This window comes from Poritiphilus flavus (genome assembly GCF_009901585.1).
Taxonomy (GTDB): domain Bacteria; phylum Bacteroidota; class Bacteroidia; order Flavobacteriales; family Flavobacteriaceae; genus Poritiphilus; species Poritiphilus flavus.
This window is the reverse complement of sequence record NZ_WXYO01000001.1, coordinates 634416-658341: the sequence shown is the minus strand read 5'-3', so window position 1 is coordinate 658341 and position 23926 is coordinate 634416. Positions and strand designations below refer to the sequence as shown.

At 44.4% G+C, this 23926-nt stretch carries 21 protein-coding genes; 17 read left to right on the top strand and 4 right to left on the bottom strand.

Annotated features, from left to right (window positions below; all coding sequences use genetic code 11):
• Positions 1-99: 99 nt before the first annotated feature.
• Positions 100-1425, top strand: coding sequence for an aminopeptidase P family protein (locus tag GTQ38_RS02690; RefSeq protein WP_161433712.1), 1326 nt, complete (start codon positions 100-102; stop codon positions 1423-1425).
• Between the two features lie 195 nt (positions 1426-1620).
• Here the strand turns inward: GTQ38_RS02690 and GTQ38_RS02685 are convergent, their stop codons facing one another.
• Together GTQ38_RS02685 and brnQ are read right to left on the bottom strand one after the other, a co-directional pair.
• Positions 1621-1719, bottom strand: a complete 99-nt coding sequence (locus tag GTQ38_RS02685) for an AbiH family protein (protein ID WP_161433711.1) — start codon at positions 1717-1719, stop codon at positions 1621-1623.
• Between the two features lie 49 nt (positions 1720-1768).
• Positions 1769-3073, bottom strand: a complete 1305-nt coding sequence (gene brnQ / locus GTQ38_RS02680; protein ID WP_161433709.1) for a branched-chain amino acid transport system II carrier protein — start codon at positions 3071-3073, stop codon at positions 1769-1771.
• Between the two features lie 261 nt (positions 3074-3334).
• Here brnQ and GTQ38_RS02675 point away from each other — a divergent pair, with 261 nt between their 5' ends.
• Positions 3335-3553, top strand: coding sequence for a hypothetical protein (locus GTQ38_RS02675; protein ID WP_161433706.1), 219 nt, complete (start codon positions 3335-3337; stop codon positions 3551-3553).
• 159 nt (positions 3554-3712) lie between these two features.
• Here GTQ38_RS02675 and thiL read toward each other — a convergent pair whose 3' ends face one another.
• Entirely contained in the window at positions 3713-4756 is a 1044-nt protein-coding gene (gene thiL / locus GTQ38_RS02670; RefSeq protein ID WP_161433704.1) for a thiamine-phosphate kinase, read from the bottom strand.
• Positions 4757-4916: 160 nt separating this feature from the next.
• Here thiL and GTQ38_RS02665 point away from each other — a divergent pair, with 160 nt between their 5' ends.
• The 15 genes from GTQ38_RS02665 to GTQ38_RS02595 all read left to right on the top strand — a co-directional run bounded on the left by GTQ38_RS02665 (position 4917) and on the right by GTQ38_RS02595 (position 21829).
• Positions 4917-6182: a choice-of-anchor B family protein gene (locus tag GTQ38_RS02665; protein WP_161433702.1), complete on the top strand. Its 1266-nt coding sequence runs from the start codon at positions 4917-4919 to the stop codon at positions 6180-6182.
• Positions 6183-6185: 3 nt separating this feature from the next.
• Positions 6186-7541, top strand: a complete 1356-nt coding sequence (locus tag GTQ38_RS02660; protein WP_238857754.1) for a hypothetical protein — start codon at positions 6186-6188, stop codon at positions 7539-7541.
• Positions 7542-7680: 139 nt separating this feature from the next.
• Positions 7681-8010: a HesB/IscA family protein gene (locus GTQ38_RS02655; protein WP_161433700.1), complete on the top strand. Its 330-nt coding sequence runs from the start codon at positions 7681-7683 to the stop codon at positions 8008-8010.
• Positions 8011-8085: 75 nt separating this feature from the next.
• A complete protein-coding gene (sufB, locus tag GTQ38_RS02650; RefSeq protein WP_161433699.1) occupies positions 8086-9531 on the top strand; it encodes a Fe-S cluster assembly protein SufB in 1446 nt (481 codons plus the stop codon).
• Positions 9532-9615: 84 nt separating this feature from the next.
• Positions 9616-10368 carry a Fe-S cluster assembly ATPase SufC gene (gene sufC, locus GTQ38_RS02645; protein ID WP_161433697.1) on the top strand — a complete coding sequence of 251 codons (753 nt, stop codon included), beginning with the start codon at positions 9616-9618 and terminating at the stop codon, positions 10366-10368.
• Positions 10369-10428: 60 nt separating this feature from the next.
• A complete protein-coding gene (gene sufD / locus GTQ38_RS02640) occupies positions 10429-11745 on the top strand; it encodes a Fe-S cluster assembly protein SufD (protein WP_161433695.1) in 1317 nt (438 codons plus the stop codon).
• 60 nt (positions 11746-11805) lie between these two features.
• Entirely contained in the window at positions 11806-13032 is a 1227-nt protein-coding gene (locus tag GTQ38_RS02635) for an aminotransferase class V-fold PLP-dependent enzyme (protein ID WP_161433692.1), read from the top strand.
• 77 nt (positions 13033-13109) lie between these two features.
• On the top strand, positions 13110-13532 hold the full coding sequence (locus tag GTQ38_RS02630; protein ID WP_161434059.1) for a SufE family protein: 423 nt from the start codon (positions 13110-13112) through the stop codon (positions 13530-13532).
• A gap of 50 nt (positions 13533-13582) precedes the next feature.
• A complete protein-coding gene (locus tag GTQ38_RS02625) occupies positions 13583-13915 on the top strand; it encodes a DUF59 domain-containing protein (RefSeq protein WP_161433690.1) in 333 nt (110 codons plus the stop codon).
• Between the two features lie 21 nt (positions 13916-13936).
• On the top strand, positions 13937-14440 hold the full coding sequence (locus tag GTQ38_RS02620; RefSeq protein ID WP_161433688.1) for a DUF2480 family protein: 504 nt from the start codon (positions 13937-13939) through the stop codon (positions 14438-14440).
• Positions 14441-14513: 73 nt separating this feature from the next.
• Positions 14514-15440 (top strand): DUF3078 domain-containing protein, encoded by a 927-nt coding sequence (locus GTQ38_RS02615; RefSeq protein ID WP_161433682.1) that lies wholly within the window; start codon positions 14514-14516, stop codon positions 15438-15440.
• 1061 nt (positions 15441-16501) lie between these two features.
• The gene (locus GTQ38_RS02610) at positions 16502-19432 is read left to right on the top strand and encodes a hybrid sensor histidine kinase/response regulator transcription factor (protein WP_161433680.1); all 2931 of its coding nucleotides are present in this window, start codon (positions 16502-16504) and stop codon (positions 19430-19432) included.
• 347 nt (positions 19433-19779) lie between these two features.
• The gene (locus GTQ38_RS02605) at positions 19780-20757 is read left to right on the top strand and encodes a carboxypeptidase-like regulatory domain-containing protein (RefSeq protein WP_161433679.1); all 978 of its coding nucleotides are present in this window, start codon (positions 19780-19782) and stop codon (positions 20755-20757) included.
• A gap of 54 nt (positions 20758-20811) precedes the next feature.
• A complete protein-coding gene (locus tag GTQ38_RS02600; protein WP_161433677.1) occupies positions 20812-21276 on the top strand; it encodes a hypothetical protein in 465 nt (154 codons plus the stop codon).
• Positions 21277-21316: 40 nt separating this feature from the next.
• Positions 21317-21829 (top strand): hypothetical protein, encoded by a 513-nt coding sequence (locus GTQ38_RS02595; protein ID WP_161433676.1) that lies wholly within the window; start codon positions 21317-21319, stop codon positions 21827-21829.
• 865 nt (positions 21830-22694) lie between these two features.
• Here the strand turns inward: GTQ38_RS02595 and hflX are convergent.
• Complete coding sequence (gene hflX, locus GTQ38_RS02590; RefSeq protein WP_161433674.1) at positions 22695-23903, bottom strand: GTPase HflX; 1209 nt, start codon at positions 23901-23903, stop codon at positions 22695-22697.
• Positions 23904-23926: the final 23 nt, after the last annotated feature.

Here is a 23926-nt window from a genome sequence, read left to right as displayed (position 1 = left end):
GAATTATAACCAACCTCAACCGGAAGGGAGGCTCAAATCGGGCCTCCTTTTTTTTGTGCTATACCCAGAATCCTTATTTTTGAACAAAGCACGATTCCGATGAAATACGATCCGATCAGCAACGCATTATTTGTAAAGAACCGAAAGAAGTTTGCAGGGCAAATGAAACCTAAAAGCATTGCCGTTTTTAACTCCAATGACATATACCCTATTAGCGCGGACAGTACGCTTCCCTTTCAGCAACACAGGGATATCTTCTACCTTTCAGGCGTAGATCAGGAAGAAAGCATTTTGCTGTTATTCCCGGATGCTATGGATAAAAAATACCGAGAGGTACTTTTTTTAAGGGAAACTAATGAGCACATCGCTGTTTGGGAAGGTGCAAAACTCACAAAAGCCCAGGCTACGGAGGTTTCTGGTATTGAAACCATCTTATGGCTTTCTGATTTTGACAAGGTCTTTTTTGACCTGATGACAGAGTCGGAGCTTATTTATTTCAATACGAATGAGCACTACAGGCAAGCCGTGCAGACCCAGACCCGTGAAGACCGTTTTATACTAAAGTGCAAGTCAGATTTTCCGGCACACCAATGGGCCAAAAGCAACCCTATCTTACAACAGATCCGCGGGGTAAAAGAGCCGGAAGAAATAGTGCTTTTACAAAAGGCCTGCAAGATCACTGAAAAGGGGTTTCGCAGGATATTAACGGCCACTAAACCTGGTGTTTGGGAGTATGAATTAGAGGCGGAATACCTGCATGAATTCGTCCGTAACCGATCACGTGGATTTGCATATCAGCCCATTATCGCGTCCGGAGTTAATGCCAATGTGTTGCATTATGTGGAGAATAACAATCAGTGCAAGGCCGGTGAACTGCTGTTGATGGACGTCGGTGCCGAATACGCCAACTATTCCAGCGACATGACACGGACTATCCCGGTTAGCGGACGATTCACAGAACGCCAAAAAGAAGTATATGAAGCGGTACTCCGGGTGAAAAATGAGGCAACCAATATGTTGGTGCCCGGAAACCTCTGGGCGGAATACCACAAGGAAGTCGGGAAGATCATGACGTCCGAGCTATTGGGATTGGGGTTGTTGGACAAGTCGGACATACAAAATGAAAATAAGGACTGGCCGGCTTATAAAAAATACTTTATGCATGGTACCAGCCATCATCTGGGATTAGATACGCATGACTACGGCGCTTTGAAAACCCCGATGGTCGCCAATATGGTCTTTACCGTTGAACCTGGCATATATATCCCGGCCGAAGAAATGGGAATCAGATTGGAGGACGATGTGGTTATCCAGGAATCGGGACCACCCTTGAATTTGATGAAGGACATCCCTATTAAAGCAGAGGAGATCGAAGAACTCATGGCGGAGGCTGAAAGTAAGTATGCTGTGAACAGTGAGCAGTAGCCAGTCTTTCATTTGAAATTTATGAATGATTTATTGTTCTTTTTCAGGAAATCTAATATCCTGAGGCAACGATTTGCATAGGCCCTTAATCCTTTCTGAAAGCTTTTGTAATTTGTAAAATCACCCTCAACTATTTTATATTAGGCCTCATTAACAAGAACGTTTTCTTGAATCTGCTGATCTTTGTAATTACGTTTAAGATTTCTCCAAATAGTCATTAATAAAATGTCCATATGAAGTAGCCAGTCCATGTGCTAAATCGAAGCCATTACCAACAATTACTAACTTATTCATTGTTCTCTTACAAATAAATTTACAAATACAAGAGTTACGGCTACAAAGACTAACTAAGGTCTTCGGAATCCCTGGGGCCCCAGTTCAGAATACCAGGAAGATTCACCAGTACAAAGGCCACCGCAGCCGGAAGGACCCATCCCATGCTAAACTCACTTAAGGGGATCCAGAATTTCAACTGCCCCATCTGGGATCCAAGACCAATACTTCCGAGAAAATCAGGAATACTGAACAGCACTGTAGTTGCCACCACCACCTTAAAGACCATGGGAGTACCCCACCTGGCCGGAAGTACATTCAGTAGTATTAGGACAATGGTAATAGGGTATATAAACATGAGGGCCGGTAAGGCCACGGCAATGATATAACCCACATTGAACTGCCCCATTAGAATTCCGAGTACACAGCCAATTACTGCGGTAACGGTATATGCGGTTCGGGAATTGGCGAAACGATATTTGATGAAGTCGGCTGTTCCTGTTACGATCCCAACAGCAGTGGTAAAACAGGCCAGTGCCACCAGAATACTCAAAAAGAGGTTTGCCGTATTTCCCAATTGTACTTCACTGATCCCGCTAAGCAGGGCTGTTCTGCTGATATCCTCATCGAACTCCTGATGCAGCAGGGCTCCGGTCAGGATCAGACCGCCATACACTAAGAACAATCCCAGTCCTGCCAGCCATCCGGCCCTGGCGATCAGCCTTTTCTTGGCCTCGTAATTTCCGGGCTCTTTTCTCAGGTTGATGGAAACTATGATCACCCCACCGACCACTACGGCACCTATGGCGTCGAATGTTTGATAGCCCTCCAGTATACCATGAGAAAATGGACTTTCAAATACAGTATCCCCAAAAATATAATCGGATGAAAAAAGGGTGATCCCAATAAGGAGTAAGAGCACCAGCAATATGGCCGGGGTAAGGAACTTTCCGATGATATCCAGGATCTTTGACCGGTTCATCACAAAAATGAACACCATCACAAAATAAAGCACACTTGTGAATATGTAGGGGAGTTCAAAAAAAGGTTGCACTGCCATTTCGTGGGTCACGGAGGCTGTTCTTGGTGACGGCAGGGATATGGATATGGCATAAACGATAAAGCAGTATATCACACTGAATACCGGGGAAACCTTCTCCGCGAAATTATACATGGTGCCCTGAAGCCTGGAATGCGCGAGAATTCCGAGAATGGGGATGAGCACGGCGGAAAGGCAAAACCCACCGGCGACCATCCACCAAAGTTCACCGGATTTAAAACCCAATTGCGGTGGTAAGATCAAATTACCTGCCCCAAAGAAAAGTGAAAATAAGGCGAAGGCGGTTACCCAGGTTGTTTTGGTACGTCCGTTCATGGATAAAATATTGGGGAAAGATAATGGAAAAAGCCTGTCTTGCAAATATCGCCAAAAGGAAGATTGATGTGCTGTTCATCGAAAAAAGAGGCGTTTGTCGAAAAAATGGACGAAAAATCGCCGGACACCCAATAAAACACAGGAATGAGACGTTCCTGTGATAAAGTATTTCCAAAAGTGCTTTTATGACGAACAACTAAACGAATCGAATGCATTTCCACGACCCCAAATCGGACCAATGCGATACTTAATACCTACATTATGAAGAAAATATTTTGCAATATTTTTGGCCATCACTATACTGTATCGAAAAAAATTACATTACACATCAAAGAGTACAAATGCATCCACTGCGGTAAGCAAGTTACCACAGACGTGAGCGGTAATCTTTCTAATCTTACTCCCGAACTGCGGGAGATCAACGCAACATTAGAGCATATATATCAGAAGAAGCACAGCGCCTCTCATCAGGCAGCTTAATTATGCTTTGGCAATCAGATCCCCGGCTTTAAGGGCCATGGGATCATAAAGTTATTCCCGAAAATTAAGACAGCTCCTTACTACTTTCTGTCGCCTGCCCCAAGACAGCAAATTAAGGTATGCACTTTTTTCGGGAATTTTTTTATCTCCTCCCCACATTTAATTCAGCGCGTTCCAGCCTTGTGCCTCCAGCTTTAACTTGGTATTGGCCCGGGTGATAAGATGTGCTCCCTCTTTGGCTTCTGTCATGTGCCCGATAACCGTAAAATTCGGGTTGCCCTTTATCTTTTCATAATCATCCTGCCCTATAGTAAACAGCAATTCATAATCTTCTCCCCCGCTTAAGGCAACCAGGCTGCTGTCCAAATTGAATTCCTCGCATCCGGCAATTACGGTAGGGTCTAGCGGGATCTTCTCTTCGAACAGATTACAACCAACTTCGCTTTGCTTGCAGAGGTGCAGTATTTCTGATGAAAGACCATCACTGATGTCGATCATGGAGGTAGGCCGTACCTCCAGCTTTTGCAGTAACTCTATAATGTCTTTTCGGGCTTCAGGTTTCAACTGCCGTTCCAGCAAGTAGGAATACATGCTGAGATCAGGCTGGTTTTTAGGATTTACCTTGTATACTTCTTTCTCCCTTTCCAGCACCTGCAATCCAAGGTAGGCCGCACCCAGGTCTCCGGTAACTACCAGCAGATCATTGGCTTTTGCTCCCTTGCGATATACCGCATTTCCTTTTTCTACTTCGCCTATGGCAGTAACGCTAATGAGCATTCCTTTGGTTGAAGAACTGGTATCTCCGCCTACCAGATCTACATTGTAAATGGCACAGGCACTCGCGATCCCCTCGTAAAGCTCTTCCAGCGCTTCCAGTGGAAACCTGTTTGAAACCGCTACCGAAACAGTGATTTGGGTGGCCATGGCATTCATGGCGTAAATGTCGGACAGGTTGACCACCACCGCCTTGTAACCTAAGTGCTTTAGGGGTACATAGCTGAGGTCAAAATGAATTCCCTCTATCAACAGGTCGGTAGAAATGACTGATTGTCTGTCTCCAAATTGCAGTATGGCGGCATCATCTCCAACCCCCTTTACCGAAGTGGATTGCTCCAGGCTAAAGTTTCTGGTCAGATGTTCGATCAGGCCAAACTCTCCCAGGGAGCTCAATTCCGTTTTCTTTGGACTTTTGTCTTCTAGCATGCCGCAAAAATAATGAGGTTAGCATATAAAGCGTATCTTTAAAATAAAAAAAGAAACCATCCATAGCCTGTGTAAGTATTTTAACAAGGATTCTCTGGGAATCAGGAACGATTTTTGATAGTGAGAATTAGCTTCTACAACTTACATATAATTTATATTTATGAAAAAGCCCTTTTTTCTCCTGCTACTTAGCTTTTTGGTCCTAATAAGCTGTTCAAGTGATGATGATAATCCCGCCAATCCACCGGACAGTATGATGTCTGATGATGACGATCCGCCGGTTGTTGTCGATGACGATACCCAAAATTCAGGTCCTTGTGAAAGCGGTTCAGCCGGAGGTTTTCCCTGTAATGGATACGATTTGCTGGGACGGATCAGCCTGGGGGAATTCAACGCGAATGGAGGTAATGACATCTGGGGCTGGACAGACCCAATGACCAGCAGGGAATACGCTTTAGTAGGGCTGGATAATGGAACCGCCTTTGTGGATATTACCGATGAGGCTAACCTTGTTTACCTCGGGAAACTACCTACAGCAACTACACCCAGCGGCTGGAGGGACATCAAAGTATATCAGGACCACGCTTATGTTGTGTCGGAGGCAGCAGACCATGGGATGCAGGTTTTTGACCTTACCCGTTTAAGGGATGTGACCGATCCACCGGTCAATTTCACCGCAGACAACCGCTATACCGGCATAGGGAATTCGCATAACATCGTGATCAACGAAGCTACAGGCTATGCCTATCCAGTGGGGACCAATCGGGAAGACGCCTTCAGCGGCGGGGTACATTTCATAAACATTCAGGATCCGAAAAATCCGGTGGCCGCCGGCGGTTACGGGGGTAGTGGCTATACTCATGATGCTCAGGTTGTTACCTATAACGGCCCGGATGCGGATTATGCAGGTTCTGAGATCTTTATAGGGGCAAATGAGACCTCTGTTGTGATCGTGGATATCACAGACAAGGACAATCCGGCCCTGATCACGGGCACGAATTATCCTAGTACCGCCTACACTCATCAGGGGTGGTTTACTGAAGACCAACGTTATTTTATTCTCGGTGATGAAATAGATGAAATTAATTTTGGATTTAACTCCAGGACCCTGGTCTTTGATCTTAGCGATCTGGACAGTCCTACTTTACACGCCACTTATTTAGGCCCTACCCAGGCCATAGATCACAATGGGTACGTAAAAGCAGATCAATACTTCCTGGCGAACTACACCGCGGGAATGCGAGTACTGGACATTTCCGGGATTGCGGACGAGACTATAGTGGAAGAAGGCTTCTTTGATACGGTTCCGGGAAATGATCAAACCAATTTTAGCGGGGTATGGAGTGTCTATCCCTATTTTGAAAGCGGCAAAATAGTCTTGAGCGATATGAATAGCGGATTGTTTGTGATCCGGGCATCTAATTAGTGCATGATGAGAGGAAGGATTGTCTTTTTAGTGGGGATGTTGCTCGTGGTTTCCTGTTCTACGGACCAGGAAGATAGTGCTATGGACAATCTGGCAACTGCTGATGAATTCGCGGGCGAAGTGGAATGGATCAGGAGTTACGGTGGTTCCGGAAATGATACGGCTCAATCAATTATTGTTACTCAGGACGGCGGATATGCGGTGATGGGATATACCAATAGTACCGCGGGAGATATTCCGGACAAAGATCTGGCGGTAAATGATTACTGGTTCCTCAAACTGGACGCTCAGGGGGAGATTCAATGGACAAGAACCTATGGCGGGAGTAAGGATGACCGAGGGCAATCGGTAATTCAAACCTTAGATGGAGGTTATGCCATTGTAGGATACGCCATGAGTTCAGACGGGGACGGTAGCAAAAATGAGGGCTTTCACGACCACTGGATATTACGATTAGACGCTAATGGTGAGATATTATGGGAGCGAAGTTTTGGTTTTGCAGGTCACGATCACTCCTACGATGTTCTTCAAACTTCAGATGGAGGCTTCTTCTTTGCCGGCTTCCTCGACGTGCAATCTTCCGAGGGTTTGGGAGATACCGGGAAAGGGGATCTTCTTACAAGACACGGAGTTGGAGAATATTGGGGGACCAAGTTGGATGCCGACGGAAATTTGCAATGGCAGCATTATTTTGGCGGATCAAATAATGACAGGGCGTACTCTTCGGCCCTGACCAGTAGTGGAGATATATTAATGACAGGCTTTTCGGAAAGCACAGATAGCGATATATCCCTGACTAAAGGAAGCTATGACTTTTGGGTGGTAAAACTCGACGCTCTGGGGAATTTTGTCTGGGAGCGTTCTTTTGGAGGTACAGGTATAGACGTTTCCTATGATATCGAGCGAACCTTGGATGATAACTTTGTCATTGTCGGGCATACCTTTAGTACGGACACGGATATCTCCGGAAATCACGGGAATTCGGATTTTTGGATGATAAAAATTAATGCCGATGGACAGTTGATCTGGGAGAAAACGCTTGGAGGTAGCGCATTTGACGCTGCCCGGGCCGTTAAGCCCTGCGCGGAAGGAGGATATATGATCTGTGGGAATTCCAGGAGCAACGACATGGATCTGGAGCAAAACGCGGGTGAAAACGACATTTGGGTAGCCAAAACAGACGAAGAAGGGACCCTTTTGTGGCAACAATCCTTTGGAGGTGCCGGACTGGACTTTGCCTTTGATCTGGTACAACATACGGATGGAAGTTTCCTCATAGCCGGACAGTCTGACAGTGCTGATTTTCAAGGAGTCACAAACAAAGGTGGCTCAGATCTGGTTTTGATCAAAATAAAGTAAGAGGTGGTTTTCTTATCCTTTAGCCACTTACCATAGATTTCCCCTATATCCTTATCCGTTATATAAATGTTAGGAATTGCGGTAAAACCCTACATATACCCTATATTTGTAACCTATTTAGAATAAATCCAATTAAGAAATGATCAAGGTATCCGATACAGCAAAACAAAAGGTGGTGACACTGATGCAGGAGGAAGGTTTTGACGCGGAAAAAGACTTTGTACGCGTTGGCGTTAAAAGTGGTGGCTGCAGCGGCCTTTCTTATGATCTGAAATTTGATCATAGTATAGGCGAAACCGATAAGGTTTTCGAAGACAATGCTGTTCGCATCATCGTTGATAAGAAGAGTTTTCTTTACCTGGTTGGGACCACTCTGGAATACTCCGGAGGCCTGAACGGTAAAGGTTTTGTGTTTAATAATCCTAATGCACAGAGAACCTGTGGTTGTGGGGAAAGTTTTTCCCTCTGATTTGGAGGTTTGAGATACTGATGCAGTTTGACTGATCCGTTTTTCAAATTTTCGAATGATCAAATCAACATAAACATGGCATACACCGAAGAAGAATTAAAAAAAGAACTCGAAACCAAGGAATACGAATACGGGTTCTTTACAGATATAGAAGCGGACACGCTGCCTAAGGGCCTCAATGAGGAGATTGTCATTGCTATTTCTAAGAAAAAGGAAGAACCGGAATGGATGACGGAATGGAGACTGCAGGCTTTTCGTGCCTGGAAGGAAATGATAGAACCTGAGTGGGCCAATATTCGCTACAAAAAACCCGATTTCCAGGACATATCTTACTATTCCGCACCCAATAAGAAACCAAAATACAATAGTCTGGATGAGGTAGATCCGGAACTTCTGGAGACCTTTAAGAAACTGGGGATCTCTCTCGATGAACAAAAGAAGCTGGCCGGAGTAGCCGTGGATATTGTGATGGATTCTGTTTCTGTGGCTACCACCTTCAAAAAGACCCTTGCAGAAAAAGGCATTATTTTTTGCTCTATTTCAGAGGCCATTAAAGAGCATCCGGAACTGGTAAAGAAATACATAGGTACCGTGGTACCCCAAAAGGATAATTTCTATGCCGCCCTGAACTCAGCGGTTTTCTCAGATGGCTCCTTTTGTTATATCCCTAAGGGCGTTCGCTGCCCCATGGAACTCTCTACTTATTTCAGGATTAACCAGGCGGGTACCGGGCAGTTTGAAAGAACCCTGGTTATCGCTGATGAGGGTAGTTATGTGAGCTACCTCGAGGGATGTACAGCACCCTCAAGAGATGAAAATCAACTACATGCGGCCGTTGTTGAATTGATCGCTTTAGATAATGCTGAGATAAAATACTCAACGGTACAAAACTGGTATCCCGGAGACAAAGAAGGTCAGGGGGGAGTATTCAACTTTGTAACCAAACGGGGATTGTGCGAAAAGAACGCTAAGATCTCCTGGACCCAGGTTGAGACGGGTTCTGCGATCACCTGGAAATATCCTTCCTGTATCCTCAAGGGTGATAATTCCATCGGAGAATTTTATTCCATTGCAGTTACCAACAACTTCCAACAGGCAGATACAGGTACTAAAATGGTGCATTTGGGGAAAAATACCCGTAGTACGATTATTTCGAAAGGAATTTCAGCCGGGAAATCCCAAAACAGTTACCGCGGATTGGTGCAGGTGAACAGCAGAGCCGAAAACGCAAGAAATTTTTCGCAATGTGATTCACTGCTTATGGGCAACGAATGCGGTGCACATACTTTTCCTTATATAGAAGCAAAGAATAAGACCGCGCAAATAGAACACGAAGCTACCACCAGTAAAATTGGAGAAGATCAGATCTTCTATTGTAATCAGCGGGGGATAGATACGGAAAAGGCCATTGCGCTTATTGTGAATGGATTTAGCAAAGAGGTACTGAACAAATTACCTATGGAGTTTGCGGTGGAAGCGCAAAAGCTATTGGAAATAAGCCTTGAAGGTTCCGTGGGATAAACTATTTGAGACCAGCTTAAGAGATTAAAAGTAGATTTTAAAAAATACCAAGGGCAATACAACATTTAAAATAAAAGAAGACGCATGCTAAAGATAGATAATTTGCACGCCGGAGTAGAAGGAAACGAAATACTGAATGGTATAAATTTAGAGGTCAATGCGGGGGAAGTCCACGCAATTATGGGCCCTAACGGTTCCGGGAAAAGTACGCTGGCTGCCGTAATTGCGGGTAAAGAAGAGTTTGAGGTTACCGAGGGGACCGTAATATTGGATGGAGAAGACCTGGAAGATTCAGCTCCGGAAGAACGGGCTCATAAAGGGATCTTTATGTCTTTTCAATACCCGGTTGAGATCCCGGGGGTAACGGTTACCAATTTTATGAGAACCGCTATCAACGAATCGAGAAAGGCAAGGGGGTTGGAAGAAATGCCAGCCAATCAGATGCTCAAACTGATCCGGGAGAAGTCTGAATTGCTTGAGATCGATCGCAAATTCCTTTCGCGATCCTTGAACGAAGGTTTTTCCGGAGGGGAGAAAAAGAGGAATGAGATCTTTCAGATGGCCATGCTGGAACCCAAGCTGGCTATTTTGGACGAGACCGATTCCGGTTTGGATATCGATGCGCTTCGTATTGTTGCCAACGGGGTTAACAAACTTAGAAGTGAGAGCAATGCGGTGATCGTGATCACTCACTACCAGCGATTGCTGGAGTATATCGTTCCTGATTATGTGCATGTGTTGCACGAAGGTAAGATCGTAAAGTCAGGGACCAAGGAACTCGCCCTGGAACTGGAAGAGAAAGGGTACGACTGGATCAAGAACGAGGCTGTAGTATAGTGCAAATAAAGGTATCCACAGGCTTTTGGCCCGGGATACCCTGAAAGGAATTCAGAAAAGATGGATTTAAAAGAAAAATTGGTTTCTTCATTTTTAGCTTTCGAGAACAACATAGATGTTGATCATCCGGTGCATGACATCCGTTCCGAAGCCATTAAGAATTTTGAGATAAAAGGATTTCCTTCCAAAAAGGAAGAGGCGTGGAAGTATACCTCGCTGAGTGGCTTGCAAAAAACCAATTTCAGCATCTTCCCCAAAGAAGAGAACGCCCTGGAGTACCGGGAAGTCAAGAAATATTTCCTACACGAAATTGACACCTATAAGATTGTCTTTATTGATGGTATTTACAGTTCATACCTGTCCGAAACCACTCATGACGGAGTGGATGTATGCCTGATGAGCGCGGCACTTACCAAGCCGATGTACCGGCAGATCATTGAGTTGTATTTTAATAAAGTAGCATCTACAGAAGAGTCGCTGACCACCTTAAACACGGCCTTCAGCAAGGAGGGAGCTTACATATACATCCCAAAAAACAAGGTGCCAAAAAAACCCATCGAGATCCTGCATTTTTCCACCGGGAACGAGGCTTCGCTTATGTTGCAACCCAGAAACCTGATCATCGCGGAAGAAAATGCGGAGTTACAGGTGATCGAAAGACACCAGAGCCTTACGGAGAATGAGGTGCTTACCAATTCAGTCACCGAGATCTTCGCTGCGAAGAATGCTATAGTGGATTACTACAAAGTGCAGAACGACACGAAGAAGGCCTCACTTATAGATAACACCTATATTTCTCAGAAGGATACCAGCGTGGTAAAAGTGCACACCTTTTCATTTGGAGGAAAGCTTACCCGCAATAACCTGAACTTCTACCAGGACGGGCAACATATAGATTCTACCATGAAGGGTGTTACCATACTGAGCGAAAAACAGCATGTGGATCACCATACTTTGGTTCACCACAAAGAACCCAATTGCGAGAGTCATCAGGATTACAAAGGGATCTATGGAGAACGTTCTACCGGTGTTTTTAATGGCAAGATCATAGTAGATAAGATCGCCCAGAAGACCAACGCCTTCCAGCAGAACAACAATATATTGATCAGTGATAAGGCCACCATCAATACAAAACCGCAGCTGGAGATCTTCGCGGACGATGTGAAGTGCTCCCACGGATGTACCATTGGCCAGCTGGACGAGGAGGCCCTGTTCTATCTTCAGTCCAGGGGTATTCCCAAGAAGGAAGCCTCTGCCCTGCTGATGTATGCTTTTGCCAATAACGTATTGGAAAGCGTTCGTATTCCAGAGCTCAAGAGAAGAATCAATAAGCTTATAGCAAACAAGTTGGGAGTTCGACTTGGTTTTGATCTTTGATCTTACTTCAAGTTGGGCCGTATTGGGGATCATCAACCCTAAAAATCCGGAAGTAAAGACATGCAAGACACCGCTTTAGATATACAAACCATTAGAAAAGATTTCCCGATTTTGTCACGGGAAGTGTATGGAAGGCCACTTGTCTACCTGGACAATGCCGCGACTTCGCAAACACCCAGGCAGGTATTGGATGTGATCGTGGATTACTATTCCCGATACAATGCCAATATTCACCGTGGGGTTCACGCGCTTTCTCAGGAGGCTACTGATGCTTATGAGTTGGCACGAAAAAAGATCCAACTACACTTTAATATCGGCAGTACCAAAGAGATCATATTCACTTCGGGCACTACCCATAGTATCAATCTGGTGGCAAACGGATTTAGCTCCATTTTAAAAGCAGGAGATGAGGTGCTGGTTTCTGCCATGGAACACCATTCCAATATTGTACCCTGGCAAATGCTATGCGAACGTACCGGGGCGATTTTAAAGGTCATCCCGATGAGTCAGGATGGAGAATTGCTGATGGATAATTATCGGGAGTTGCTTTCCGGGAATACCAGGCTGGTTTTTTGCAATCATGTGTCTAACGCTTTGGGAACCATTAACCCCATCAAAGAGATCATAGATGAGGCACATAAGGTTGGCGCAGCCGTCCTGGTGGACGGGGCACAGTCTGCTGCCCATATCAGGGCGGACCTTCAGGAACTCAATGTGGATTTTTATACCGTATCGGCGCACAAGATGTGTGGCCCTACCGGGATAGGAATACTCTATGGAAAAGAAGAATGGCTTCAAAAACTGCCTCCCTATCAGGGAGGAGGTGAAATGATTGCGGAGGTGACCTTTGAGAAGACCACTTACGCGGATCTTCCTCATAAGTTTGAGGCGGGTACACCGAACATCGCCGGAGGGATTGCCTTTGGCGCGGCCATAGATTACCTGAATAATATTGGTTTCGATGCCATTGAAGCCTATGAAAACGAATTGTTGGAATATGCAACAGCATCGCTTTTAGCCATTGATGGCTTAAAGATCTATGGCACTTCCAAACGTAAGACTTCGGTGATCTCCTTCAACCTGGAAGGTATACACCCCTATGATGTAGGTACCATACTGGATAAACTAGGGATCGCGGTCCGTACGGGACATCACTGTGCACAACCCATCATGGATTTTTTCGGCATCCCGGGAACCATAAGGGCGAGCTTTAGCTTCTACAATACCAAAGAAGAAGTTGATACCCTTGTTGCAGGAGTGATCAAGGCCAGAGAAATGCTGCTATAGCGCCCTTCTGTTATCATTTTCCCAAACTGTTGAATACCATATCCACATATCGTACTTTTGCGCAAAAGAATGAGTTTATGACCATTGAAGACATTCAGGCAGAGATCGTAGATGAGTTTTCCATGTTCGACGATTGGATGCAGCGATATGAGTACATGATAGAGTTGGGAAAATCACTACCCTTGATCGAAGAACAGTACAAAACAGAGGATAATATCATAAAAGGATGCCAAAGTAAAGTTTGGGTTCATGCGGAACTGGAAGATGATAAACTGGTCTTTACCGCGGATAGCGACGCCATAATTACCAAGGGCATCATCGCTATACTGATTCGGGCTTTCAGCGGTCAGAAGCCCAAGGATATTATTGAAGCGGATACGGATTTTATCGATGAAATCGGGTTGAAGGAACATTTATCACCTACCCGGGCTAATGGATTGGTGAGTATGATCAAACAACTAAAGTTGTACGCGGTAGCCTATCAGACGCAACTGAGCTAAACGAAGGTTTAGGAGGTTGGTGAACTGAAATGCCTTAACTTATGGAAATCATGAATGAAGAAAACACAACTATAGATACTCAGGAACTGGGTGAGAAAATTGTAAGAGTGCTTAAAACGATTTACGACCCGGAGATACCTGTGGATATATATGAATTGGGATTGATCTACGATGTTCTGGTCAACGAGGACAATGAGGTAAAGATCCTCATGACACTGACCTCTCCGAATTGCCCGGTTGCCGAGACTTTACCTGTGGAGGTTGAGGAAAAGGTGAAATCCCTGGACCTGGTCCACGATGCCGAGGTTGAAATTACCTTTGACCCACCCTGGACCCAGGAACTTATGAGTGAGGAGGCCAAACTGGAGTTGGGATTGTTGTAGGGAACTAGAAACTGAAATCAGATGTCTGAGATTGTTAACAGAGTGGCACAGAGCCCATTAGTTACCTTTGATCTGGAAGAATACTATCCGGAAGGGGAACGTGTTGCCCTGGATATCAGTGACTGGCTTTACGAGGGTCTCATTTTGCGGGAGCAGGAGTTCAGGTCTCATGTCGCTTCGCATGATTGGGCTGCCTACAAGGACAGCTATGTGGCCCTGAACTGTTCCACCGACGCCATAATTCCGGGTTGGGCATATATGTTAATAACCTCTATGCTCGAACCTCATGCTAAATTGACCGTAATCGGGGATATTGAGGCCCTTGAAACCGCGATTTACCAGGAGGTCCTGGCAGACCTGGATGTCTCTTTTCTCAAAGACAAACCAGTGATCATAAAAGGGTGTAGCAACAAGCCTGTACCGCCTAACGCTTATGTTCTGGCCTTGTCTAAAATTCAAAAAGTCGCCAAAAAAATACAGTATGGGGAGGCCTGTTCTTCGGTTCCCTTATACCGTAGAAAATAGTGTTGATAAACTCAGTGTTTTGTTAACAATTCTTACATTTGCTGTTAATAACACTTATTAAACACTATTCATTATGAAAAAATTACTCCTGGTGCTCTTTATGGCACTGGTAACCCCCATTATTTACGGACAGACCGAGGAAGAGCTCAAGGCTGAACAAGCTGCCAAGAAGGATTCCATTTCTGCAATTCAGGGTCGTGTGGACGCTTTGCAGGCACAGATCGATGCACTTCCAGGTTGGAAGGTAGGAGCTTTTGGAACCATAGGTGGTAGCCTCTCTAATTTTAGTAACTGGTACGCCCAGGGTTTCCCAAACAACTCCTCAGGTAATATTGGTTTTACCGTAAATGCTTATGCCAATCTTAACCAGGAAAAGTTTTTCTGGAGAAACGCAGCCAATGTTAATCTGACCTGGGTAAAACTCGACGATAAAGACGATCCCGATGATGAAGACGGGTTCCGTGAGGCCACAGATGTCTTCAACCTTAGCTCACTATACGGGCGAAAACTGAGCGAAAAGTTTGCCATTTCAGGTCTGGTGGAATACCGGACCACCCTTTTGAGCAACTTTAATGATCCTGGCTATCTGGATATTGGTGTAGGTGCTACCTGGACCCCAATCACGGACCTCGTTGTGGTTATTCATCCTTTGAACTACAATTTTGTCTTTAGCAGTGAGGATAACATTTTTGAATCTTCGGCAGATGCTAAGATCCTTGTAGACTATACCCGTAAGATTGGAGCGGTAAACTTTAAGACAAACCTATCCATGTTCCAGAGTTATGAAAATTCTGATCTGAGCAACTGGACCTGGACCAATTCTTTCGGTTACACCCTCTGGAAAGGCATTGGTGTAGGATTCGATTTTGGATTGAGGAGCAACAAACAGGAAGCCCTGAACTACGCTATAAATACATTGGGCAACACAACTGAAACCTTTGATACGGTGGATAACGATTTACAGACCTACTGGACTTTAGGCCTGAACTACTCATTCTAAGACAGCTTTAAATTGCTGAAATAAAAAAGCCTCCGATTCCGGAGGCTTTTTTACTTTAAGTAGGTTTGTAAGATCTGGTTTAATTCTGGTAGTCTTGGGGACTAGTTAAGTAGGTTAATTTTGTTTAGTTGGTTAAGTTCAGGGTTCGATTTGGGGTAAACACTAATCTTAAACACAATGTAAAGATATGCTGAAAGGCCGTCACCACTAAATTTATGTTGTGAAGTCGCCCTCCCGTGTTGTGTAAAATATGAAGGGTCATTTTCTTCGATAAAACGCACTTCAGATCGTGTCAATTTGCAATCCTTTGATGCTGCGAGATTGAAATTCCTCTTTTCATTCGCTTTGTCCTTCGCTACCGCGAGATTGTATCTCGTGGTTCTAGTTATACTAAACCACCAGTCTCAGACTGGCGGTAGCGCCGGGAACATCTAAAATCCGCAGTGCGCTAATCGCAAAGCGCCGTGCGAAGCCTATCAACTGACAACCGTCAACCATCAACCTTTGTCCTCCGTAGCTTTAGCGAAGGAGGACTGTCCACTGTCCACTGCTCACTGAAGACAGGGATTCCAGACCCCTCCCCAAAAACAAGTTAGTTGATACTACTGCACTTTCAAAGCAGAAGAGGGGATACTTATTCCTTTTTGCTACCCCAAAAAGGAATTCAAAAAAGGGACTTTTTGGAGAGGCATTTTTAAAGCTCCGCTTTAAAACCGGAGCCAATCTTCTAAATCGACTCCAGGGTTTCGCCGATTCTTTACAAAGCTTGTCTCCTATGCTGCCCAAAAAGAAGGCCCTAAATTAGGCCTCTTCTTTGACTTAGACCGGAAGTGTTTCAGATATAGTTGTATCACAAGGGTCTCTTGCCGGCAGTAGTTTAGATTAAGGACTGTCCACTGTCCACTGTTCACTGTTCACTGATTACTGCTTACTGGTTACTCCGACATTATCCTTTTAGAATTCGGTACTCTTGTGTTAGCCCAGTTGCCATTCTTCTTTTTAGTATTGCTACAAATGTAAATGCCTGAAAATTAGGTATCTTGTAGTAATAGCTGTTGATAATGAAAAGATCAGTATTTCTCTTTTTGTTGTTTTTTGCCTATCTGGGTTTTTCTCAATCCAAAGTAGACAGCCTGTATAAAAAGTATACCGATGCGGTTACAGACTCTGTTAAAGTTAAAAGGCTTCACCAATTGTTCGAGGAATATAAGGACAATGAGCCGCAAAATGCCAAGGTTGTTATTCTGGAAGCCATAGACCGGACCCAAAACAGCCGTTTGGATCGACTTGAGGTCATGAGTTATAATCATTACGCTGATTATCTCAGGACCCAATCCGAAGATGATTCTGCCTTAATAGTTAATAAAAAAGCGATGGATCTTTCTCTGGAAATGGGGTTTCTAAAAGGTCAATCCAAGGCTTTAGCCGGCTTAGGAGTTAGTTATGCCAGAATGGGGAATTTTGAAGATGCAAGGAAATACCTCAATGAAAACCTTGCACTAACAGAACGCCTCGGAGATTCTCTCGGGATGGCGGACACTTATATAACCCTGGGAACTGTACACACCCAAAATATCGAATATACCGAGGCGATGGAACTTTACACCAGGGCCTCTGAAATCTACAGGAAGTTCGATGATAAAGGAAACCTTTCCAAAGCTTTGGGGAATATCGGATTCGTACATCGCAGTATGGGGAATTATAACAAGGCAAAAGACTATTTCATCCAATCGGATGAGATTGCCAAGGAAATCAATCTCAAAAGGCAGCGCGCATTTTGTTCTTACAATATGTCTATTGTTTATAGAAATACGGGAGATCTGGATCGTGCCATTGCATCCAACGCTGAGGCCATAAAGATCTATGCTGAACTCGGCAATAGGAAAAGAGTTTCCTTCGGGCAATTTACAATGGGTAAAATATACTGGGAGAAAGAAGATTATGAACAGTCGTTGGATTATTACCAAAGATCCCTGGAAATCTCACAAGAGGTTCATGATTCAGTAAACATAGGCCACTCCTACGAAAATATCGGGAAATGCCTGCATAAGTTGGGACGAAATGCCGAAGCAAAGGCAAACCTTGCAAAGGCTATGGAAGTTGCAGACCGAATAGGGCTTAAAGTACTGGCGATGAATACTCATGAAATATTGGCCGATGTTCATTCAGAGGATGGTGATTACCAGGAAGCCTATACCAATATGAATGCATATGCCACTTTGCGAAATGACCTCTATACCCGTGAAAAAGTTGATCTGGCCAATGACATTGAGGCGAAATATCAGAATGAACAAAAAAGCAGGGAAATCGCATTGCTGGAATCCGAAAAGGAATTGCAGACCCTGCAACTCAACAAGCGCGTTAACGAACGCAACGGCATAATTGCCTTTTCACTGATCATGCTGGTGTTGGCAGCACTCTTATACAACCAGTACCGTATAAAACAAAACGCCAACCGGAAGCTCAAGGAACTGGACCGAATGAAATCTAACTTCTTCGCTAATATTTCCCATGAGTTCCGTACACCCCTGACCTTAATAAAGGGCCCAATTGAACACCTGGAGCAGAATCCCGATGAGAAACTCGGATTGGAAGAGATTAAGATGATAAGACGCAATGCGACACGTGTACTGAAACTGGTTAATCAACTCCTGGACCTCTCCAGAATAGACACCGGTAATTTAAAACTTGAACCGACGGAAGGAGATGTTTTCAAATGCCTTCGCGCAGCGGCATCCTCATTTAACTCTCATGCCGCTCAACGGGCTATGGACTACCGGGTCCATATTCCGCATACTGCGCTGTGGGCTTCTTTTGACCGGGACAAACTGGAAAAGATCGTTTACAATTTATTGAGTAATGCTTTTAAGTTCAGCGAAGATGGTTCTGTCATCACCCTGGAGGTGAACTACCGGGAGCAGGAGTTGCAGTTAAAGGTTTCGGACTCCGGAAAAGGTATCCCGGATGATCAGCTCCTATTCATTTTTGACCGTTTTTATCAGGTAGACAGTAGTGCCACCAAAGAGCACGAAGGTTCCGGAATTGGGCTGTCCCTGTCCAGGGATCTGGTTGAAATGATGGATGGTACTATTACGGTTTCCAGTGAATTGCACAAAGGATCCTTTTTCACGGTGCACTTGCCAATTCAGGAGATCAGAACCGGCCGCGAAACTGACGCCAAAATCCACTTGCCGGCCAATAAAATACCATCAAGGGCTTTTGAATTCTCTAAAAAAGATGCCCGGGATCTGCCGGGCATTCTGTTGGTAGAAGACAATTCAGACATGCGTAATTTTATTCAAAAGAGCCTCATTGAAAACTACCGGGTTAACACGGCTGTTAATGGCAAACAAGGTTTGAATAAGGCCATTCAGGACCCCCCTGATTTGATCATCACTGACCTGATGATGCCTAAAATGGATGGAATAGAGTTGTGTAAAAGTTTAAAGACAGATGTCAATACCAGCCATATTCCTGTAATAATGCTTACTGCAAAAGCAGGGATGGACAATAAAATTGAAGGTCTTGAAACCGGTGCGGATGACTATCTTACCAAACCTTTTGACGCCAAGGAACTGCTGGTACGTATTAAAAACCTTATCACTCAGCGTCAAAAACTTAGGGAGCTCTATACCAATCGGGAAGTTCAGGTGGATCCCAGGAAAATTACTGTCACCTCGGTAGACCAAAAGTTTCTGGAAAAGGTTTTGGATCTTATGGAGAATCGCCATGCCGATGCGGAGTTTGGGGTACCGCAAATGCAGGAAGCCCTGGCGATGAGCAAGACCCAACTGCACAGAAAGTTAAAGGCTCTGACGAATGAGGCGCCCGGGGAATTACTGCGTAATTTCAGACTCAAAAGGGCGGCTCAACTTCTCTCACAAAAGGCGGATAGCGTTACTCAAATAGCCTATGGTGTAGGCTTTAATAACCTCTCTTATTTTGCCAAATGCTTTAAAGAACTATACGGGGTTGCTCCTTCAACCTATTAAGGCACCATATCATTCCATGATTTCCCGGAAGCATTTCACAAAAACGGATCTTCTTCGGCTTTGTCTTTTTAAGTCTGTCTTTCAGGCTCCGGCAGGGCGCTTTTGAGTTTAGCGTTCAGGAGAAATTTTCCATCCGTAACTCATTCTGGCACTTCCGTAAACGATAGGCTGTAATTCATACAATACTGCTGTCAATAAGCAATAAAAATCCTTGAATTAATGCCAGCTCTCATTTGGTACCTGCCTGTCATTATCTGGAACTGGGCTATTAGTTTTCAAGTAGTTAGGAGAATAGATTTGATCGAACAAAATCCCCCTAGACGATTTAGTAACCTAAAGAAAGAAAAATGGATTCAGTAAACAAAGAAAAGCAGATTGTAGATCAACTAGACAGGGGAATTCGAACGGGCCTGTTTTTGATAGTACTGTTGGCGGTGTCTCTCAGCCTAATGATCATGGTGGGATGTAGTAGTGACAACAGCGATGAACCCCAATCAGCAGGGGGGCAAATCTCAGGGGTAATTGAAGATGAGGATGGGAATGCGTACCCGGGGGTCTCGGTAACAGCCTCCAAAGGATCTGAAAGCATTTCGCAGACCACAGATAGGAATGGAAACTATAGCCTGACTACCAGTTCCGCAGGGGCGTATCAACTCGCCGTAGAACTGCCTCTGGCTACAAATTCGGTATCCTCCAATCCTGCAAGCGTCAGTGTAACCTCCGATCAGCAAAGTACAGCAAACTTTGTTATACAGCCGCAACCGGTTGAAGCCACTTTGAATTACGGACAAGCCGATATTTTTAATGAAATAAGGGACGAAGACGGGAATGCCGTTACCACTTCCACAGTACCTATTTATGCAGCCAATTTCTTCCAGGAGCCAATCGGGAAGCTAACGGCAATAAAGGCCCCAGACGGACATCATGTCACCCTGGGAGAATGGAAACAGGCCAAAGGTGAACTTCAGGTTCACTGTGATGGAAACTCCGCTACAGTAAATATTGACCTGGAAGGGCTTATTCCGGATGGGACCTATACCTTCTGGCTTGCATTTCTCAATAAGACCAAAAAAATTGGGCAATCTGTTGGACCATCAGATTTTGTTCACCCAATTAATCCTCCTTTGAAATCCGGAACAGACAATGTGCTGACCGCTGATGCTAATGGGGAAATAGAGGCTACGATAGTTCATCATTCCTGCATTCTTACCGATGAAGTGGCCCTGGTAATACCCATCATATATCACATTAATGGAAATACATTCGGATCAGGAGTCATCCCTGATGCAGAAGAAGTATCGCATTTGCTGGCCTACTTTCAATAGGCCCGGCAAGTCCTGCAAGAAACATTTCACCAACAAGATGAATAATTCAAGAGTATGGAAACAATCAGAGAATCAAATAAATTCGGAAAATGGACAATATTCCTATACCTCGTAGTAGCGGTACTATCCGTTTCCTGTAGCAAAGACGATGATGGCAACAACTCAGACAGCCGTATTCAACTCGGACAGTTGAGTTTAGATTTGGAAGGCGACTGTAATCACAGTAGCGGAGTAGTGGGTACAGACCTCAAGATTACAATACCCTATAGTGGTACCAAAGACGACGTTATCAGCAGGTTACTGGTAAAACTTAGCCCAAGCTCGGACCCCACGGATGACTTGTCATTTAACTATAACGGTCTCCCTTTAACCGACGGGAGCGGAACATTGAGCTGGGATGGCTGCTGGCGGTTTGGGAATAACGACTGGTTTGATTTTGAACTTCGCATAGAAACCGCGGACGGTACTATCAGTTCGCCCGCTGTGATACGGGTGAACAGACCCAATGGCGCAAATTAGTTGTTGCGGAATGATCAAAATAATTTTAAAAGGGAAAGACATGAGAAAATATATTTTACTATTGCTGGGATTAATCAGTTTTCTTGGAGCATGTACCTCTGATAATGGTGAAGGCGATGAAAACATTTTAGAAAATGAAACCGGGTTTAGTTTTGAGATCTCCGGCGCGATCGAGAAAACCATTAGCGGGGAACAAATGTTCTTTTTGGCTACCTCAGACGAAGATATTTTTGGAGAATTGCTGAATACAACCTCTTTTTCGGCAGTGGATCCAGGAGATGGGCAGGTAACCTTTGGTATTACCACTTATGATATCCTAGGTAAAGGGAGCTACCCTATAGAATTGAGGGTGGCTCCTGAAGCCTATAATGGCTTTGTGAATTTTGTAGAAGATCCTGGAGTGACACCGGTTTACACACCCCTTAGCGGAGCAATAATCATAAGATCCTTATCGGAAAACAACATTTCGGGAACCCTGGATGTGATTTGCCGTGAACCACTTTCATCAAAACAAATCACAATTAAAGGCTCATTTTCTGCTGATAGGCCTTAACTAAAGATTTTTTTTATAGCAGTTGTTGTGGATTATACTAGTGCTACTTTTAAGAAATCTGGTGCAATAAGGTTTTGGGTGCTAAGTGCTAAATGTTTAATTACGTTAATCCTTCGCTACCGCGAGATTGTATCTCGTGGTACTACTTAAACCAAAACAGCAGTCTCAGACTGGCGGGAGCGCCTGCAAGGAATACAATTCCGCGCTAGCGGCCAGGTGGACTGACTACTGTTCACTTGAGATAAGTCCACAAAAAAAGCCCTTAGTAGAAGGGCCTTTTTTTGTTAAGTAGGTCTGTAAAATTTGGTTCGTTACCAATAGCCTTGGGGGCTAGTTATTTAGTTAAGTCAGCATTTTCAGTTAAGCTCAGGGTTTCTTTGGGGGTAAACACTAATCTTAAAACAGGGTAAAGATACTTCAGACGGACTACCCGAACTAAATTTATGTTGTCAACCCCAGGTGAAATGTTGTGAAAAATATCAACGGTTCTGTTTCTTCGATAAAGTGCAACTTCTGGAAGTAAATTGACAATAAAAAACCCTGACGTTGAAGTCAGGGTTAGATTAGTTAAGCAGGTTCTTTTAATTGATATGACCCTTTTAGAACAGGGGCACTGTTTTAGTCAAAATGCCGATTTGGGGCCCCGCCAAACTTTTTTTGAGCATAGCGGAGGTCGCATTAGAAGATCAAATTTCTGTCAGATTTGGGCCCCCGATTTCTCGGGATAACACTAGCACTTAATTGCAGTCTAAATGTATATCCGATGTAGCGAACTTCTAAATTTATGTTGTGTATTGGCCTTAAACTGTTGTGAAACTTAAAAACCCATTAGTTTATTGGACGGAAGTGGTTGATTAAGAAGTGATTACTCATAGAGTTCTTCAGGGTAAAGAAAATTGTTATACGGAAATCGGCTAACATGAATGGCCCGTACCTTTTCATATACGTGTTTTCTGAATTCCTCCAGATTCTCCTTATTCAGTGCAGAAATGAACAAAACATCATTTCCCAACTTGCTCATCCAGGTTTGCTTCCATTCGTCCAGGGTAAAATGCTTTTCGGTTTTTGTGGTCACCAGGTCATCGTCTTCTATAGTTTCAGGGGTATAACGGTCTATCTTATTGAAGACCATCACTGTGGGTTTGTCCGCACTGTCTATCTCATCCAGTATCTGGTTTACGGAATTAATGTGTTCTTCAAAGTTGGGGTGAGATATATCCACTACATGCAAAAGCAGGTCTGCTTCCCTAACCTCATCAAGGGTACTTTTAAAACTCTCCACCAACTGTGTGGGTAGTTTGCGAATAAACCCTACGGTATCGCTAAGCAGAAAGGGCAAGTTTCCGATCACTACCTTGCGGACCGTGGTATCCAGAGTTGCAAATAGTTTGTTCTCGGCGAATACCTCACTTTTGCTGATCACATTCATCAGGGTAGACTTACCTACATTGGTATACCCTACCAGGGCAACCCGTACCAGGGCACCGCGATTGCCACGTTGGGTTTCCATCTGACGGTCTATTTTGGAGAGCTTCTTTTTCAAAAGCGCAATACGGTCCCTGACTATACGCCTGTCTGTTTCAATCTCAGTTTCTCCGGGACCTCTCATACCTATACCACCCCTCTGGCGTTCAAGGTGGGTCCAGAGTCCGGTCAGTCTCGGAAGTAGGTATTCGTATTGTGCGAGTTCCACCTGGGTTCTGGCATAACTTGTTTTGGCCCTTTGGGCGAATATATCCAAAATAAGACCGGTTCGGTCGAGGATCTTGCAACGGAGTTGTTTTTCGATATTGCGTTGCTGGACAGGAGTAAGCTCGTCGTCAAAAATCACGGATCCGATCTCTTCGGAGCTGACGAACTGCTCAACTTCTTCCATTTTACCTGTTCCGATATAAGTTCTCGGATTCGGAACTTCCACCCTTTGAATAAAGCGTTTGGCGACTTCTCCTCCGGCAGTGTAAGTAAGGAATTCCAGCTCGTCCAGATATTCATTGACCTTTTCTTCGTTCTGCTCGCGATTCACTACTCCGATGAGTACCGCCTTTTCATATGCAATGGTCTTTCTTTCTAACATAGGCCTGTTTAAAATGCAAATCT

Excerpts from the sequence above, each read along its gene's own strand:
- GTQ38_RS02690 (WP_161433712.1), top strand. The coding sequence starts at position 100 with ATGAAATACGATCCGATCAGCAACGCATTATTTGTAAAGAACCGAAAG.
- GTQ38_RS02685 (WP_161433711.1), bottom strand. The coding sequence starts at position 1,719 with ATGAATAAGTTAGTAATTGTTGGTAATGGCTTCGATTTAGCACATGGA.
- brnQ (WP_161433709.1), bottom strand. The coding sequence starts at position 3,073 with ATGAACGGACGTACCAAAACAACCTGGGTAACCGCCTTCGCCTTATTT.
- GTQ38_RS02675 (WP_161433706.1), top strand. The coding sequence starts at position 3,335 with ATGAAGAAAATATTTTGCAATATTTTTGGCCATCACTATACTGTATCG.
- thiL (WP_161433704.1), bottom strand. The coding sequence starts at position 4,756 with ATGCTAGAAGACAAAAGTCCAAAGAAAACGGAATTGAGCTCCCTGGGA.
- GTQ38_RS02665 (WP_161433702.1), top strand. The coding sequence starts at position 4,917 with ATGAAAAAGCCCTTTTTTCTCCTGCTACTTAGCTTTTTGGTCCTAATA.
- GTQ38_RS02660 (WP_238857754.1), top strand. The coding sequence starts at position 6,186 with ATGATGAGAGGAAGGATTGTCTTTTTAGTGGGGATGTTGCTCGTGGTT.
- GTQ38_RS02655 (WP_161433700.1), top strand. The coding sequence starts at position 7,681 with ATGATCAAGGTATCCGATACAGCAAAACAAAAGGTGGTGACACTGATG.
- sufB (WP_161433699.1), top strand. The coding sequence starts at position 8,086 with ATGGCATACACCGAAGAAGAATTAAAAAAAGAACTCGAAACCAAGGAA.
- sufC (WP_161433697.1), top strand. The coding sequence starts at position 9,616 with ATGCTAAAGATAGATAATTTGCACGCCGGAGTAGAAGGAAACGAAATA.
- sufD (WP_161433695.1), top strand. The coding sequence starts at position 10,429 with ATGGATTTAAAAGAAAAATTGGTTTCTTCATTTTTAGCTTTCGAGAAC.
- GTQ38_RS02635 (WP_161433692.1), top strand. The coding sequence starts at position 11,806 with ATGCAAGACACCGCTTTAGATATACAAACCATTAGAAAAGATTTCCCG.
- GTQ38_RS02630 (WP_161434059.1), top strand. The coding sequence starts at position 13,110 with ATGACCATTGAAGACATTCAGGCAGAGATCGTAGATGAGTTTTCCATG.
- GTQ38_RS02625 (WP_161433690.1), top strand. The coding sequence starts at position 13,583 with ATGAATGAAGAAAACACAACTATAGATACTCAGGAACTGGGTGAGAAA.
- GTQ38_RS02620 (WP_161433688.1), top strand. The coding sequence starts at position 13,937 with ATGTCTGAGATTGTTAACAGAGTGGCACAGAGCCCATTAGTTACCTTT.
- GTQ38_RS02615 (WP_161433682.1), top strand. The coding sequence starts at position 14,514 with ATGAAAAAATTACTCCTGGTGCTCTTTATGGCACTGGTAACCCCCATT.
- GTQ38_RS02610 (WP_161433680.1), top strand. The coding sequence starts at position 16,502 with ATGAAAAGATCAGTATTTCTCTTTTTGTTGTTTTTTGCCTATCTGGGT.
- GTQ38_RS02605 (WP_161433679.1), top strand. The coding sequence starts at position 19,780 with ATGGATTCAGTAAACAAAGAAAAGCAGATTGTAGATCAACTAGACAGG.
- GTQ38_RS02600 (WP_161433677.1), top strand. The coding sequence starts at position 20,812 with ATGGAAACAATCAGAGAATCAAATAAATTCGGAAAATGGACAATATTC.
- GTQ38_RS02595 (WP_161433676.1), top strand. The coding sequence starts at position 21,317 with ATGAGAAAATATATTTTACTATTGCTGGGATTAATCAGTTTTCTTGGA.
- hflX (WP_161433674.1), bottom strand. The coding sequence starts at position 23,903 with ATGTTAGAAAGAAAGACCATTGCATATGAAAAGGCGGTACTCATCGGA.